The 15,819-nt window shown below is 72.5% G+C and carries 12 protein-coding genes; 6 read left to right on the top strand and 6 right to left on the bottom strand.

Going from position 1 to position 15,819, the window contains the following annotated elements; genetic code table 11:
- Positions 1-50: 50 nt before the first annotated feature.
- From lnt to D892_RS0130405, 5 genes are all read right to left on the bottom strand, one after another.
- Entirely contained in the window at positions 51-1,811 is a 1,761-nt protein-coding gene (gene lnt, locus D892_RS0130425) for an apolipoprotein N-acyltransferase (RefSeq protein ID WP_084161292.1), read from the bottom strand.
- A 109-nt stretch (positions 1,812-1,920) separates the two neighbouring features.
- Positions 1,921-3,516: an amidohydrolase gene (locus D892_RS0130420; RefSeq protein WP_024804863.1), complete on the bottom strand. Its 1,596-nt coding sequence runs from the start codon at positions 3,514-3,516 to the stop codon at positions 1,921-1,923.
- A 184-nt stretch (positions 3,517-3,700) separates the two neighbouring features.
- Entirely contained in the window at positions 3,701-4,183 is a 483-nt protein-coding gene (locus D892_RS0130415; protein ID WP_024804862.1) for an FxsA family protein, read from the bottom strand.
- Positions 4,184-4,363: 180 nt separating this feature from the next.
- Positions 4,364-5,023: a response regulator transcription factor gene (locus D892_RS0130410; RefSeq protein WP_024804861.1), complete on the bottom strand. Its 660-nt coding sequence runs from the start codon at positions 5,021-5,023 to the stop codon at positions 4,364-4,366.
- 68 nt (positions 5,024-5,091) lie between these two features.
- Positions 5,092-6,282 carry a sensor histidine kinase gene (locus D892_RS0130405; protein ID WP_024804860.1) on the bottom strand — a complete coding sequence of 397 codons (1,191 nt, stop codon included), beginning with the start codon at positions 6,280-6,282 and terminating at the stop codon, positions 5,092-5,094.
- Between the two features lie 116 nt (positions 6,283-6,398).
- On the opposite strand from D892_RS0130405, the gene D892_RS0130400 reads away from it, so the two are divergent.
- A complete protein-coding gene (locus tag D892_RS0130400) occupies positions 6,399-7,166 on the top strand; it encodes a TSUP family transporter (RefSeq protein ID WP_024804859.1) in 768 nt (255 codons plus the stop codon).
- Between the two features lie 8 nt (positions 7,167-7,174).
- On the opposite strand, the gene D892_RS0130395 is transcribed toward D892_RS0130400, so the two are convergent.
- A complete protein-coding gene (locus D892_RS0130395; RefSeq protein WP_084161787.1) occupies positions 7,175-7,861 on the bottom strand; it encodes a TetR/AcrR family transcriptional regulator in 687 nt (228 codons plus the stop codon).
- Positions 7,862-8,085: 224 nt separating this feature from the next.
- On the opposite strand from D892_RS0130395, the gene D892_RS0130390 reads away from it, so the two are divergent.
- From D892_RS0130390 to D892_RS0130365, 5 genes are all read left to right on the top strand, one after another.
- Positions 8,086-9,612: a TldD/PmbA family protein gene (locus D892_RS0130390; protein ID WP_024804857.1), complete on the top strand. Its 1,527-nt coding sequence runs from the start codon at positions 8,086-8,088 to the stop codon at positions 9,610-9,612.
- Positions 9,613-9,617: 5 nt separating this feature from the next.
- A complete protein-coding gene (locus tag D892_RS0130385; protein ID WP_024804856.1) occupies positions 9,618-11,015 on the top strand; it encodes a TldD/PmbA family protein in 1,398 nt (465 codons plus the stop codon).
- 269 nt (positions 11,016-11,284) lie between these two features.
- Entirely contained in the window at positions 11,285-11,707 is a 423-nt protein-coding gene (locus D892_RS0130375) for a hypothetical protein (RefSeq protein ID WP_024804855.1), read from the top strand.
- The gene (locus D892_RS0130370) at positions 11,704-14,031 is read left to right on the top strand and encodes a hypothetical protein (RefSeq protein WP_024804854.1); all 2,328 of its coding nucleotides are present in this window, start codon (positions 11,704-11,706) and stop codon (positions 14,029-14,031) included. Before D892_RS0130375 ends, D892_RS0130370 begins: the two co-directional genes overlap by 4 nt.
- Positions 14,031-14,867, top strand: a complete 837-nt coding sequence (locus tag D892_RS0130365; protein WP_024804853.1) for an ESX secretion-associated protein EspG — start codon at positions 14,031-14,033, stop codon at positions 14,865-14,867. The genes D892_RS0130370 and D892_RS0130365 overlap by 1 nt, the downstream gene beginning before the upstream one ends.
- Positions 14,868-15,819: the final 952 nt, after the last annotated feature.

Raw genomic sequence — 15,819 nt, 5'->3', positions numbered from 1 at the left:
CACGGGACTCCTGCACACACGGACCGCCGCCGCGGCGGCGGATCGGACCCTCACCCGCCGGCGGCACCCGGATCGGCCGATGTCCCCGACCGACGGGTTCGCCGCCGGATAGCCACCGCGACGATGACGGCCGCGGCGAGAACACAGACGGCTCGCTCCGGCAGCGGGCCCAGCCGGGTCGCGAGCGTCGTCTCACCGCGCAGCGGCACCGTCGTCTCCAGCGCGGCCGGAACGAATTTCGGCGTCTGCTCGGCGACGGCGCCGTCGGCGGTGAGGATCGCGCTGACCCCGCTGGTCGCGGCCACCACCAGGGCGCGCCCGTGTTCCACGGCCCGCACCCGCGACATCGCCAGCTGCTGGTAGGTCATCTCGCTGTCGCCGAACGTGGCGTTGTTGGTCGGCACGGTCAGCAGCTGCGCACCGGCACGCAGCGAATCCTCGAAGGCACGATCGAACGCCACCTCCCAGCAGGTGGCGACGCCGATCCCGATCTCCGGGCCGCCGCCCGCCGGCCGCACGTGCACCACGCCGTCGCCCCGGCCGGGCACGAAGTAGCCTGCGCGGTCGGCGTATTGCGAGAAATGCCGGAAGAATCCGCGCATCGGCAGGTACTCGCCGAACGGCTGGATGATCTTCTTGTCGTGCCGCTCCCCCGGTCCGGCGGTGCCGTTCCAGACGATCACCGAGTTCGTGGTGGTGCGATCGGAGTTCACCAGCACCGCGCCGACCAGGATCGGCGCGTGCACCGCGGCCGACGCCGCGCCGATCTCCTCGGCGGCGTCGGCATTGCGCAGCGGATCGATATCGGACGAATTCTCCGGCCAGATCACGACATCCGGCTGGGCGGCCCGCCCGGCCGCGACCTCCCGGGCCAGTTCCTCGGTGCGGCGGACGTGATTGTCGAGGACGGCGCGGCGCTGGGCGTTGAAGTCCAGGCCCAGCCGCGGCACGCTGCCCTGGATCGCGGCAACCGTGATCGGCCGGTCACCGTCGTCCGGGGCGGGCAGCGTGGTCCGGAGGATCACTCCGGTACCCGGAATGATAGCCACAAGGCTTGCGACAGCGATAATCCCGGGTAGCCACCTGCGGGTTCGCCGGTCACCGAGGCGTAGCAGCAGGGCCGCCAGCGCGGTGCCGGTCAGCGCCACCGCGAAACTCACGCCGGGCGCGCCGGCGATCGCCGCGATCGGCAGATACCAGCCGTCGGCCTGCCCGAATGCCAGTCTCCCCCACGGGAACCCGCCGAACGGGAAGCTGGATCGGCCCCATTCGGTGAGCGTCCACATCGCCGCCACCCACAGCGGCCAGCCGGGCGCCCCGCCGACCAGCCGCGTCAGCAGCCCGAACAGGCCGACGTACACCGCGCACGCCGCCGAGAGCGCCAGCCACGGCACCGGGCCGACGTAGATTCCGGTCCACGGCAGCAGCGGCACGAACATCGCCAGCCCCGCGACGACTCCGTACCCGAAACCGCTGCGCAGCCTGCCGTTTCCGCGCGTTACCAGGGTCAGCACCGCGATTCCCAGCGGCGCGAGGTACCAGCAGGTGCGCGGCGGGAAACTCGCGTAGATCAGCAGGCCCGCGACGACGGCGCCGACGAACCGGCACCATCCGGGATATCGCTCCGCCAGACCGCGGATACGAGAGGCCACGCCACCCTCTGCGGCCGGACGGCCCGCACCGGTCGTGTCCCGTGGACCGGGTGCCGCGGCCGGATCCGCCGGCCGGATCCCGGCCGCATCATCGCGCCGGGCGTCCGCACCGGCCGCCGTGGCGTGGCCCGAACGCCGGGGCGAGGCTTCCTCATTCATCGTCGCCGGCCTCCCCCACGGGCATGCCGGACGACGATGGGCGGGCACACGGGGACCCCGGTCGAATCGAGGTCGCGGTACGGCGGCGGCGCGCACGGGTCATCGCGATTCACGCCTCGTAGAGGGTGGTGCCCCGGCGCACGGTGCGCAGGCAGCGGGGCGGAGCGGTGCCGGGGTCGAGCGGGGGCAGGCCGGGCACGCGCGAGCGCGGATCCGTGGACCAGCGCTGGACCGAATCCGAGGCCGCCGCGACCACCAGATCGGCGGCGTCCCATACCGCGTACGAGGCGGGCGCGCCGGGGACAAGGGTTCCGGCGATGCCGTCGCGGACGCCACCGGCACGCCAGGCGCCGCGGGTCGCCGCGGCGAACGCGGCCCGCGGCGAGATCCCGTGCCCGGGTGTCCGGTGGTGGGCGGCCGCGCGCACGGCCTCCCACGGGTTCAGGGCCGTGACCGGCGCGTCGGAGCCGATCGCCAGGGAGACGCCGGCCGCGGCCATCGCGGAGAACGGGTTCAGGGCGGCGGCACGGCCGGCGCCCAGGCGGGTCGCGTACATGCCGTCCGGCCCGCCCCATTCGGCGTCGAATCCCGGTTGCACGCTGGCGATCACGCCGCAGGCGGCCAGGACCGAGATCTGCTCGGCGTCGATCAGTTCGGCGTGCTCGACACGGTGCCCGCACGCCGCGACCGCCGGCCGGCCGAGGTCGGCGGCGACGCGGGAGAATCCGCCGGCCACGGCGTCGAGCGCGGCGTCGCCGATGGCGTGGAAACCCGCCTGGATCCCGGCCTCGGTGCAGGCGCGCACGTGGGCCGCGACGGTGTCGGCGTCGAGATAGCCGACGCCGGTGCCGGTGCCGTCGGTGTACGGGGCGCGCAGCGCGGCGGTGTGCGAACCGATCGACCCGTCCGCGAACAGGTCGCCCGCGAGGCCGTGCACGCCGAGTTCCTCGATCAGGCAGCGGGCTTCGTCCGCGCTGCGCACCGCCTCGCCCCAGTAGGCGCGCACCTCCACCCCGTGCGCGAATTCGAGCAGTTCGGTCACGTCGGCCCGGCCGGAGATCTGTGGCCCGGCGCATTCGTGCACGGCGACAACGCCTGTCGCCGCCGCATGGTCCAGCGCGGCGCGGCGGGCGCGGTCGCGCTGGGTGCGGTCCAATCCGTTCAGCGCGGCGGCGCGGACCAGATGGTGGGCTTCGGCGCGCAGCGGTTCGCCCGGGGTGAATCCGGCCGCCGCGCGCGCCTCCGGCACGGAGTCCAGCAGCGCCGAGGACGCCACCGCCGAATGCGCGTCCACCCGAACGAGATACACCGCACGTCCCGGGCCGGCCGCCGCATCGATCTCCTCGACGGTCGGCGGTCGGCCCTCCGGCCACCGGGTCTCGTCCCAGCCGTCGCCGAGGACCGCGCCGGGATGGGCCAGGGCGAAGTCGCGCACCAGCTCCAGGCAGTGCGCCAGCGAGGTGGACCGCGACAGGTCCAGTCCGGTCAGCTGCAGGCCCAGCGCGGTCACGTGCACATGCGGATCCACGAACGCCGGAGCCACGAACGCCCCGTCCAGCGCGATGATCTCGGCGTCGGGGTGCAGCGCCCGCCCCGGCCGATCGGCACCCAGCCACACCACGGTTCCGTCGGTCACCGCCATCGCCGTCGCGTCGGGGGAACTGGAACTGTAGATGCGACCGCCGACCAGCAACTGGGTACTCACGGCAGTCCAGTGTGCCGTATCCCCCGCCCGGCGCCCGACCGGGTTGCCCGCCGCTTCGCCGTCAGCGCCACGGCACCGCCCGCCGACGCCGCCCCGCGGTCGGCGCAGGCGCGTCCGTGATATCCGGCCGGGTTATCGGCCGGTGCGCCCGGTGCGGGCCCGGAGCCGACGGGCGGGCCCGGTGTCAGCGTCCGTCGAGCATCGGGCGGGAATTGCCCTGGCCGTCGTCGTAGTGCTCGTGCACCACGACTCCGTCGACGACGTCGCCGGTCGGCTCGACGACCACACCGTGGTAGCCGGTCGCCATCGACAACCGGTCGATGCGGCGGGTGGCGAAGGCCGACACCAGCGGCCGCAGCAGGGCGCGGGTGGGCAGCAGCAGGAGCAGGCCGGCCAGCGAGGTGACCAGGCCGGGAACGAACATCAGCACGGCGCCGAGCGCGACGAGCGCGCCGTCGGCCACCGCGGTGCCGGGCTCGATCTCGCCCCGGCCGGCGCGGCGGAACTGGTCGAACACCCGGCGCCCCTGCGACCGCACCAGGATCAGGCCCAGGCCGGATCCGGCGATGAGCAGCAGGATCGTCGGCACGGCACCGATCAGGTGACCGACCACGACCAGCGCGGCGATCTCGACGACCAGGTAGAGAGCGAACAACAGGGCGGGCATGGCGATCCTTTCGAAAACGATCTACCCGTCCAACGTCCGAGACGCCCGATTTTCTCCCGGAACCGCCGAGAAATCCGGAATCGGCCGCACGCCCGCCCTCCACCAGGGCTCCCGTTCTGCGTCGCCCCCGGGCTCACGCCCTGCACCGGACCCGGGGCCGATCCCGCACCACGCCGGGCCTCAGGCCCCCGGCCGCACCAGGCCCGTCTCGTAGGCCAGCACGACCGCCTGCACCCGGTCGCGCAGGTCCAGCTTGGTGAGCACCCGGCCGACGTGGGTCTTCACCGTCGCCTCCGACAGGTACAGCTCGCCGGCGATCTCCGCGTTCGAGCGCCCGGCGGCGATCTGCTCGAGCACCTCCCGCTCCCGCACCGTCAGCACGTCGAGCACCGACGGGTCGCGCATGTGGGCCGGATCGTCGGCGATCAGCCGGTCCAGCAGCCGCTTGGTCACCTTCGGCGAGACCACCGCGTCGCCCGCGGCGACGCTGCGGATGGCCGAGATCAGATCCTCGGGCGGGGTGTCCTTGAGCAGGAACCCGCTGGCCCCGGCCCGCAGCGCGCCCAGCGCGTGTTCGTCGAGGTCGAAGGTGGTCATCACCAGAACCCTGCTGCCGCAGTCCGATTCGAGGATCTGCCCGGTGGCGGTGACGCCGTCGACCACCGGCATCCGCACGTCCATCAGCACCACGTCGGGCCGCAGTTCGCGCGCCGCGGTCACGGCGGCGGCGCCGTTGCCGGCCTCCCCGACCACCTGCACGTCGGGGTGGGCGCCGAGCACCATCTTCAGCCCGGCACGCATGAGCTCCTGGTCGTCGACGACGAGAACGCTGATCGGCACGACCCCAATCTAACGGGGCGGTCGTCCGTGCCGAGGCGGCACACGGCGTGGCACCCGGACGTGCCCCGCTACTCCGCCGCCTCCCGATCCAGCGGAATGGTGGCCCGCACCCGCCAGCCGCCCTCGGGCCGGCGGCCGGCCGCGAGGGTGCCGCCGAGCACCGCGACGCGCTCGCGCATGCCGACCAGGCCCAGGCCGCTGCCGACGATGTCGTTCCGCGCACCCGGAGGAGCGGCCGGGGCGGCCTCGGCCGCGTGCCCGAGGTCGTCGACCTCCACCAGCACGTCGGCGTCGCGGCGGCGCACCCGCACCCAGGCCTTCGGATCGGGTCCGGCGTGCCGGAAGGTGTTGGTCAGCGCCTCCTGGACGATGCGGTGCATGCCGAGGCTCACCTCCGGGGTCACGTCGTCGAGCCGGCCGGTCAGTTCCAGTTCGACCGGCAGGCCCGCGCTGCGCATCATGTCCACCACCCTGGCCAGTCCCGCGGTGCCGTGCTGGGGCAGCTGCTCGGGCGCGTGCTCGGTGCGCAGCAGCGCGACGGTGCGGCGCAGTTCGCGCAGCGCCTCCCGGCCGGTGCCGGAGATCGTGTTCAGCGCCTGTTCGGCCGCGTCCGGGTCCCGGCGCAGCGCGTACCGTGCGCCGTCGGCCTGCACGATGATCACGCTCACCGCGTGCGCGACCACGTCGTGCAGTTCCCGGGCGATGCGGGTGCGTTCGAGCGAGACGGCCTCGTGCGCGCTGCGGTCGCGGTCGTAGTCGGCGACGGCCAGGCGGGCGGCGACCTCGCTGTCGTAGGCGTGCCGGGCGCCGAGGAATTCGGCCAGGGTCCAGCACAGCGCGTAGTACATGCCGAGAAAACCGACGGCCGCCCAGACCGGTTCGTCGAGCACCCTGATCGCCAGCACGTCGTCGACGACGAGCACGGCCAGATACAGCAGCCCTTCGCGGCGGCCGACATAGGCGACCAGGGTGTAGAGCATGATGCCCACGGCCAGTAGCGCCGGCGGCTGGAGGTCCTTGCCGGTGAGGTAGCTCAGCGTGGTGTCGATGATCACGATCGCCAGCAGCGCCGCCGCGCTCGCGCGCGGGTACACCCGCCGCCACACCACCGGGATCGGGACCGCCACCGCCAGGATCAGGTAGGTGGCCGACGGTTGCTTTCCCGGGATCGTCAGCAGGTCGACCAGCAGCAGTACCGCGGCCAGCATCGAATCCGCCACGATTGGCTTGCCACGCAGCCAGAGACTGAATCGACGCACGCGCTCAGCCTAGGTCGCTCGTGCCGCGGTGCGGTCCGGGCGCGGCGGGCGGTGTCGGCACGGAATGTACACGGAATGTATTTGCCCGATCATCCCATGTCTGCTTGGCTCTTCCGGTGGATCCGACGGACTGGGCGACGCTGCTCACGGCCGCGACCGCGGCGGGCTGGGTGGACGCCGTCGTGGGTGGCGGCGGGCTGATCATTCTGCCGACGCTGTTTCTGGTGGCGCCGGGTATCGCGCCGCAAACGGCCCTGGGCACCAACAAGATCGCCGCCTTCTCCGGCACCAGCGCCGCCGTGCTCACCTTCGCGCGCAAGGTGCCGATGCGCTGGCGGCTGCTGCTGCCGGGAGCCGTGATCGCCGCGGCGACCGCCGCGGCGGGGTCGGCGGCGGTGGCGCTGATCGACCGCGACTACTTCATCCCGATCGTGATGGCGGTGCTGATCGGCGTCGCGGTCTTCGTCACCGCGCGGCCGTCGATCGGTGTCACCATGGCCACCCATCCGCCCACCCGGCGCAAGACCATCCTGGTGGTCGGGCTGGCCGCGGGTCTGATCGGCTGCTACGACGGGCTGCTCGGGCCCGGTACCGGCACCTTCCTCATCATCACCTTCGCCACGCTGCTGGGCACCGAGTTCGTCCGCGCGGCGGCCATGGCCAAGGTGATCAACTGCGGCTCCAACCTCGGCTCGCTGCTGTTCCTCGGCGCGACCGGCCACGTCCTCTGGGGCCTGGGCCTGGCCATGGCGGCGGCCAACATCGTCGGCGCGGTGGTCGGTTCGCGCATGGCGCTCGCCCGCGGGGCCGGATTCGTCCGCGTCGTGCTGCTGGTCGTGGTGGTCGGCATGGTGATCCGGCTGGGCTGGCAGCAGTTCGGGTGAGCCGGATCTCAGCAGCGCGCCTCGGCCATCATGTGACGGATCGGGCGGGTGGGCTCGGGCGGTTCCGGCGGCGGTTCGGCCAGCCAGGGGGCCAGCACCTTCGAGGTGGTCTCGCGGATCTTGTGGTGCAGGCGCTCGCCGTCCTCGACGGCGTGGCGGCCGGAGAACAGCACGGTCAGCGCGCCCGACACCGCGCCCACGACGGCACCGACCAGGGCCGCGGCGCCCACCTCGTCCAGTTCCTCCGGGAACGCCCCGCGCAGCTGGCGCGCGATCTCCTGCTGGGCGGCCAGCTGAGCGTGCGCGGCCCGGCCGCTCACCGCCGGCACCGTGCGCGACACCTGCGCGCGCAGCACCGAGATCCGGGCCGCCAGGTCGTCGCCGAGGTGGTCGCCGGGGTTGTCGCCGGCCGCGCGTAACGCCCGTAACAGCACGTCGACGGGGCGCTCGCCCGGGCGCCGGGTGGCGATGGCGTGCACGGCGGCACGCACCCGCTCGTCCGGCTCCGGGAAGAGCAGCTCCTCCTTGCTCTCGAAATAGTTGAAGAACGTTCTCGTGCCCACCTCGGCCGCCGCGGCGATGTCGGCGACGGTGGTCGCCTCGTAGCCACGGCTTTCGAACATTTCGACGGCGGCCTCGAGGAGGGCACGGCGGGTGCGTTCACGCTTGCGGTCACGGAGAGCGGATGGCGGCACGCGGGCACACGGTACGGCATTGATCACGAAACACCCGGCAAGGCGTGTGTCGGCGCGTGCTTTTCACGGTGTACCGTTCGGCATCTCGTGCATGTTTGCGTCGCACGCGGGGACGCACGGCGTGTCACGGTGGGCGGCAATACCTTCCGGGGACACGGCCTTCCCCGGGGGCGCGGGCCGAATGCTGTTGAACGAGCGGTCCGCAACCGATTAGCGTGTCCGCCGTGACTATTCCGACCCGGGCGGTGGACGAGCAGTTCCGCGCCCTGCCGCTCGCCGCGCTGGCCGATGCCGCGCTCACCGCGGCCCGGGCCGCCGGCGCGAGCCACGCCGACCTGCGCGTGCACCGGCTGGTGACGCAGTCGATCCGGCTGCGCGACGGCCGGGTCGAATCCATCGGCAACGCCACCGATCTCGGCTTCGCGGTCCGGGTGATCGTCGACGGCACCTGGGGGTTCGCCTCGCACGCGGAGCTGTCTCCCGAGACCGCCGCCGAGGTGGCGCGGCGGGCGGTGACGGTCGCGACCACGCTGCGGGCGCTGAACCGCGAGCGCGTCGAACTGGCCGCCGAACCGATCTACCGCGACGCCGCCTGGGTCTCGGCCTACGACATCGATCCGTTCGCGGTCCCCACGCCGGACAAGGTGGCCCTGCTGCAGGACTATTCGGGGCGCCTGGCCGCCGCCGACGGTGTCGACCACGTGACCGCCTCGGTGCTGCAGGTCAAGGAGCAGACCTTCTACGCCGACAGCACCGGCTCGGCGATCACTCAGCAGCGCGTCCGCCTGCACCCGGAGCTCGAGGCCGTCACGGTCGACCCGGCCGCCGGCGCGTTCGAGACGATGCGCACGCTCGCCGCGCCGGTCGGCCGCGGCTGGGAATACGTCACCGGCGGCGACGGAATATGGGACTGGGACGGCGAACTCGCGCGGATGCCGGAGTTGCTGGCCGAGAAGGTCAAGGCGCCCGGCGTCACGCCGGGCCCGGCCGACCTCGTCATCGATCCGACGAACCTGTGGCTGACCATCCACGAGTCGATCGGTCACGCCACCGAGTACGACCGCGCCATCGGCTACGAATCCGCCTACGCCGGAACCTCCTTCGCCACTCCCGACCAGCTCGGCACGCTGCGCTACGGCACCCCGGTGATGCACGTGACCGGCGATCGCACCCAGGAACACGGCCTGGCGACGGTCGGCTACGACGACGAGGGCGTCGCGGGCCAGCGCTGGGATCTGGTCCGCGACGGCATCCTGACCGGCTACCAGCTCGACCGCGCCTTCGCGCCGCGGCTGGGCCTGGACCGCTCGAACGGCTGCTCCTACGCCGATTCGCCGCACCACGTGCCGATCCAGCGCATGGCGAACGTCTCCCTGCAGCCCGACCCCGAGCGCGACACCACGACCGAGGACCTGATCGCCGGGGTCGACGACGGCATCTACATCGTCGGCGACAAGTCCTGGTCGATCGATATGCAGCGCTACAACTTCCAGTTCACCGGGCAGCGCTTCTTCCGGATCCGCAACGGCCGCCTGGCCGGTCAGCTGCGCGATGTCGCCTACCAGGCCACCACCACGGAGTTCTGGGGTGCGATGGAGGCGGTCGGCGGACCGTCGACCTGGGTGCTCGGCGGCGCGTTCAACTGCGGCAAGGCCCAGCCCGGCCAGGTGGCGGCGGTCAGCCACGGCTGCCCGCCGGTCCTGGTGCGCGGGGTCAACATCCTCAACACCCGCACGGAGGCCGGACAGTGACCGAGGTGTTTCCCGCTCCCGAGGTCGTCGAGCGCGCGTTGCGGGCCGCCCGCGCGGACGAGACGATCGTCCTCGTCACCGACGCCCACGACGCCTCGCTGCGCTGGGCCGGCAACTCCATGACCACCAACGGGTCGTCGGTGTCGCGGGACTGGGCGGTGGTCTCGATCTTCCGCGACGGGCCGGCGACCGCCCGGGTCGGCAGTATCGCCTCCACCAGCGTCGACCCCGATGACATCGAGGCCGTGGTGCGGGCCGCCGAGGACGCCGCGCGCACCGCCGAACCTGCCGAAGATGCCGTGCCGCTGCCGGATCCGGGCGCCCTCGGCCCGGACCGCCCGGACCGCGACCTCCCCTGGGACGGCGGACCGGGCACCACCGACATCGGCGTATTCACCGGTCTCGCGCGCGATCTGGCCACCGGATTCGACGGTGCGGACCGGCTCTACGGCTTCGCCCACCACCAGTTGCACTCCACCTGGCTGGGCACCTCGACCGGCGTGCGCCGGCGCTGGGTGCAGCCCACCGGATCGGTGGAGATCAACGGCAAACGCGAGACCGGCACGCAGCAGGCCAGCGCCTGGGTCGGCACGGGCACCACCGATTTCGCCGATGTCGACGTGCCCGCGCTGCTGGCCGAGCTGTCGCGCCGCCTGGACTGGTCCGCGCACCGGGTCGACCTGCCCGCCGGACGCTACGAGACGCTGCTGCCGCCGTCGGCCGTCGCCGATCTGATGATCTACATGATGTGGACGATGGAGGGCCGCGGCGCGCACGAGGGTCACACCGCGTTCGCCCGCGCGGGCGGCACGCGAATCGGCGAGCGGCTCACCGACGTTCCGCTCACGCTGTATTCCGACCCGAGCGCCGCGGGGCTCGAGTACCGCCCGTTCGTCGCCACCCCCGCCTCCTCGGAGGCGCTGTCGGTGTTCGACAACGGGCTCACCGCGCACCGCGCCGACTGGGTGCGGGAGGGTGTCGTCGAATCGCTGATCTACCCGCGCGCCACCGCCGTCGAATACGATGCCCCGGTCACGCTTCCGGGCGAGAACCTCCTCATGACGGGCGGATCCGACGCCACGCTCGGCGAGATGATCGCGCGCACCGAACGCGGCCTGTTGCTCACCTGCCTGTGGTACATCCGCGAGGTGGATCCGGCGACGCTGCTGCTCACCGGCCTCACCCGGGACGGCGTGTACCTGGTGGAGGACGGCCGGGTGACCGCGGCGGTCAACAACTTCCGGTTCAACGAGAGCCCCTTGGACCTGCTGCGCCGGGTCGCCGAGGCGGGCGCCACCGAGCCGACCCTCCCCCGCGAGTGGAAGGACTGGTTCAGCCGGGCCGCCATGCCGCCGTTGCGAATTCCGGATTTTCACATGTCGTCGGTGAGCCGGGCGACATAGCGCGGCACCCTCGTGAGCCGGCGGCCGGGGAGGCCGCCGGTCCGCGGGCGTCTACTACTCCCCCGTTCTCGACGCCGGTGTGGCAGAATCGCTCCACCGGCACGGCCGATCCCCACGCCTTCGCCGCCGTCACGACCGGCCGCCGCACCGCCGGGCACCGGAGAAGTTCGTGATCGACCGCCGGAAACTTTTTCGGGCTCGAGGGAACCCGGACGAGAGTGGTTGCGTCGAATCGATAACGGATACGCACGAAGTCGTACGGGGGCAGCATGGTAGATGACAGCGGTCACGAGGTCTTCGGCCCGCTGATCGAGCAGGCCCGAACCGGTGGGGTGTCGCTGCAGGCGGACCCGCAGGCGTTCGTGGCGCTGGATCAGGCGATGGAGAGACGCAAGACCGAGATCCGCGCCATCCAGCAGGTCGTACAGCAGGTCAACCAGCACGAATCGTGGGGCCTGGGCGAGCAGTCCGCCGTTCTCACCTCCGCGCAGGCCATCGTGCAGCGCTTCCGCGGCAAGGGCGCCGGCACCGACGCCAGTGCCTTCGATGCGCTGGAGGGCCACTGGCAGGTCGCCGACGAGGTGCAGAACCTGTTCCGCACGATCCGCGAGCGCCTGGAGCAGACCGACAGCGAGTTCGCCGCCCGCTTCCAGGCGATCGCGTCCGGACCGGCCGCGGGAGGGGCCCAGTGAGGCGAAACGGATACGACCAGCCGGGAATCACCAACCCGGAGAACGTCGACGCGCTGACCCATCAGCAGATCTACGACGCCTTCCAGACCGTCGACGACCACACCTCCGAGGTCGTCACGGCATGGCAGCAGGCGGGCACCCAATGGCGGGAGTCGACGACGCAGATGGTGCAGGCCGTCCGCACCGCGGTCGACGGCCGCTGGAGCGGCGCATCCGCCGATGCGGCGGTGCAAGCGCTGTCCGACTACGGCACGCAGGCCGGACAGCTGTCCGATCTGTTCCAGCAGACCGGACAGGTGGTCGCCGATACGGCGCTGGCCGCCGTGACGACGAAAGCGTATGTGCCGAAACCGGTTCCGGTGACGGCCGACCAGACCAAGGACCCCACCGGCTACGACGGCCAGTCCCGCGCCGCCCAGCAGGCCCAGGACGACGCCCGCCTGGTCATGCAGCAGCGCTATCTGATCCCGCTGCTCGATCAGGACGCCCGGCTGCCGCACTTCCCGCCCGCCGCGTCCCCGGTCTCCGACGGCCTGATGTCCGGCTCGCCGGCCGCCGGACCGCTGAGCGGCCTGATGTCGGGCACCGACGGATTCCTGTCCGGCACCGGCGGCCTGCCGACCGACGAGCCCGCCGCGACCACCACCGCTTCGGCCAACGGCAACTCCCATCCGTTCGGGACGGGGTCGCCCGGCAGCACCCTGTTCGGCGGCCTGCCGGGCACGACCGGCACCGAGACGGATTCCAGCTCCTCGGTATTCGGCGGCTCGACGTCGAAGCCGACCCGGCCGGGGCACACCACGCCGTCCGGATACCGGCCCGCCGCGACCTCCCCCGGCGGGCACACGCCCGGCACGACGAGCAGCACCGGTGACAGCGCACACGACACTCCGGGGCACGGAGCCGAACAGTCGTCCACCGACACTCCGAGGCACCGGTCCGACCAGTCCGCCGCCGGCAATCCGTACCCGGCTCCGTCCGAACATTCGGCGCCGTCCCTCTCGGCTGGATCGAATTCGAGCCACGCCGTCCCCGATTCACCCCGCTACGACCCGGACATCTCGACGGTCGCCCCGCAGACGACCGCCCAGCCGGCCCTCACCAACCCGTCGGGGTGGTCGGATTCCCAGCTCTGGTCGGAGTCGCACGCCGGGAACGCCGGGACGGCGGGATCGGGTTCGCCCGCGACCACTCAGCCAGGGCCCGCCAATACGCCTGCGCCCGCGCCACATTCGACGGCGCCCGCACCGCAGCCGTCGGTACCCGCACCCAGTGCCCCGCCCGCGAGTCCGGCACCTGTCGCACCTCCGCCACCGGTGGCTCCGGGCCCCGCACCGGCGCCGGTCCCCCCGCCCGCCGCAACCCTGCCGGCACCCCCGGGTCCCAGCGTCCCGGCACCCTCGCCCAGCGCACCGGCGGTCCCGCTGCCGCCGAGTCCGGCACCGCTCGGACACACCCCGACGCCGTACACACCGGCCCCGCACGTGCCCGCTCCCGGCGCACCCGTACCGAAGCCGTTGCCGCCGGCGCCACCGCCACCGGCACCGAATCCGCCTGCACCGGCACCGAATCCGAGTGCACCGGCACCGAGGATGCCGGTATTCACGCCCTCGGCTCCGGATCTCACGCCCTACACCACGGCGGGCGGCGCGGCAGTCACCGGCGCCGCCGCCCACGCCCTCTCCGACACTCCCGACGGCCCGGCCCGCACGCCCCGCATCCGGGTCGGATACCAGGGCGATGTGGACCGCAGGGGCATGCGGTTCGACCGGCACAAGCACACTCTCGACGACGACGCCGACACACCGACCGACACCACTACCACCGACGACAGCACCACCGACGACAGCACCGCCGACGAGAGCACCGCCGACTCCACCACCATCGATGAGGGCCGCGCCGACGCCGCGCTCCCCGACAGCGCGGTCCTCGGCAGCGCGGTCCTCGGCAGCGCGGTCCTCGGCAGCGCGGTCCTCGGCAGCGCGGTCCTCGGCAGCGCGGTCCTCGGCAGCGCGGTCCTCGGCAGCGCAGCCCCCAATACCGGCGACGATCCCCGCGCACCCGAGATCATCGGCGGCGACACCGATTCGGCGGCAACTCCGCAGGCCGAGTCGGCCGATCCGGACGGGCGCGACGATCCGGGGGGCGCCGGGTCGGCGCACGACGACACCGCCCCGGAGGGCGAGACCGAAACCGCCGACGCCACCCCCGGCGGCGACCCATCGAACGACGACAGGGCCGAAACGCGTGCCGGCAGTGCCGGATCGGGCCTCGACGACAGTCCGGACAAATACCGCAACGTTCCGCCCGTGATTGGTGAATAATGGCGTCCTGGTCGCTCGATACGGAGGAATTCGCGGCCCTGTGGTACGGGCCGGCCAACGACCGCATGCTGTATCCCCTCGACTACCTCTCCCGATTCAGCCATGTCAACGAGCGCGACCGGTTCTGGACGCAGGCACGCCACGAGTACTCCGAGCGCGGCCGGCTGAGCTGGAACGAGGCCGATCTGCTCCGCCGCGCCTTCACCGTGCTCACCGAACCCGAGGTCTGGGCGGAGGTTCACGGGGTGTCCGATCAGGCCGGGCCGATCCGGGTGGCGGCCGCCCGGCACGACCGGCACGCCGCGCTCGCCATGCAGTTCACCCGCCGGGAGGAACGTATCGAACTGTCCGTCACCGCCGCCGACCGGCTCCCCGACCGGCTCGCCATGTTGCTCCCGGAACTCTCCCCCGGCAGCGAACGGGCCCAGGCATTCGTCGCCGCCGACCTGTATCCCGAACGGCAGCCGATACTCCGGTACACCGGTGAGACGACGCCGCTGGAGCGCTACCGCCGATTGGTACGCCGGCCCGCCACCGGCGCCGGGGTGATCACCGTCTTCCGGGGCCCGCGGCGTCAGGGCCTGCACCCGCCCCGCAAGGTCGGCACCGTACGCTGGTACGACATCGAGGAGGACGGCCGCTATATGGAGACCGGTAGCCGCACCATCACCGTCCGCCCCGCCGACAGCGCCGCCGTCCGGGACGCCACCACCCGCCTGCTCGACCACGCCCTCCTCGAATTCCGCGACTACGCAGAGGATCTCGGCCGCCTCACCCATCAGCCCGTCCCCGACGGCCACGCCGCCCCCAGCCTGCGCCCCCTGGGCCCGCCCTGACCCACCGGATACCGGACCCGTCACGCGCCGGGCGATTCGACTCGACGACCATGTTGATGATCGCGAAGAAGTCCGGCGACTCGACGCCGGGGCCGCAGTGCCCCGCGGAGTGGGCGCGCTCGACCAGTCGCCCGATCGACGGCCGGATCCGGTCGACGTAGCGAACAGACTCTGTGGCCCGGCGCGGACGGCAGCTGGACCGCTCCGGCACCTCAGGTCCGACGCCGGAACCCACCGAGCCGCCGGCCGGTAGTTCTCGACTGGTTCGCCGGCACCCTTCAACGCCCGCAACGCATCCGGTTCGTCGGATTCCGTTCCGGGTTCTCCGGCGGGCCCCAGCGCAGCGGCTGGTGCGAACGCTCGATATCGCCGCGCACGGAGGGCCCGCCCTTCCGGCGACCACTACACGTCCGGTCGGCTCGAACAACGCTGAGCCTGCTTTCCGGAAGGGCGACGCGGCGGGCCCGGCGGCCGATCCTGGTATCGAACGCGACATCGGTGAACATCGGAGCCGTTCCCGCCTGGTGCCGGCCGGTCGCTGTATTCCGGCGATCCGATCCCTCCGGTCAGTAGCCCTGTCCTGCTGCGGTGGCGCAGAGACCGGAGACGTTGCGGTGCCGGCGGATCCGTGAACGCGAGAAGCCTGTTCAGGCGATGTGAGACCGTCAGAACCCGCTGCCGGTTCGACTCCGCACAACCGGCGGCGCGAACCGGTACGCCCGCCCAGCAGAAACTCGGCAGATAACCGATCCGGAGCCGTTCCGGCAACTCTCCGCTGACCGGACCGAGCCGAACGTCCGCAGACTCGAAGCGCTTCGGTTCGACGGCGGCCCGGCCGTCCCGCGACCACTCCCGAGTTGCGCCGACGGCGAAACATGCCGGCGGTCCGGCAGATCCGGCGGATGCTGGAAATACGGCAGATCCGGCGGATGCTGGAAATACGGCACTGTAA

Origin of the sequence: Nocardia sp. BMG51109, assembly GCF_000526215.1 — a bacterium.
In the GTDB taxonomy this organism is placed as follows: Bacteria; Actinomycetota; Actinomycetes; order Mycobacteriales; family Mycobacteriaceae; genus Nocardia.
The sequence above is the reverse complement of the archived record's forward strand: the minus strand, read 5'-3'. Positions and strand labels throughout refer to the sequence as shown.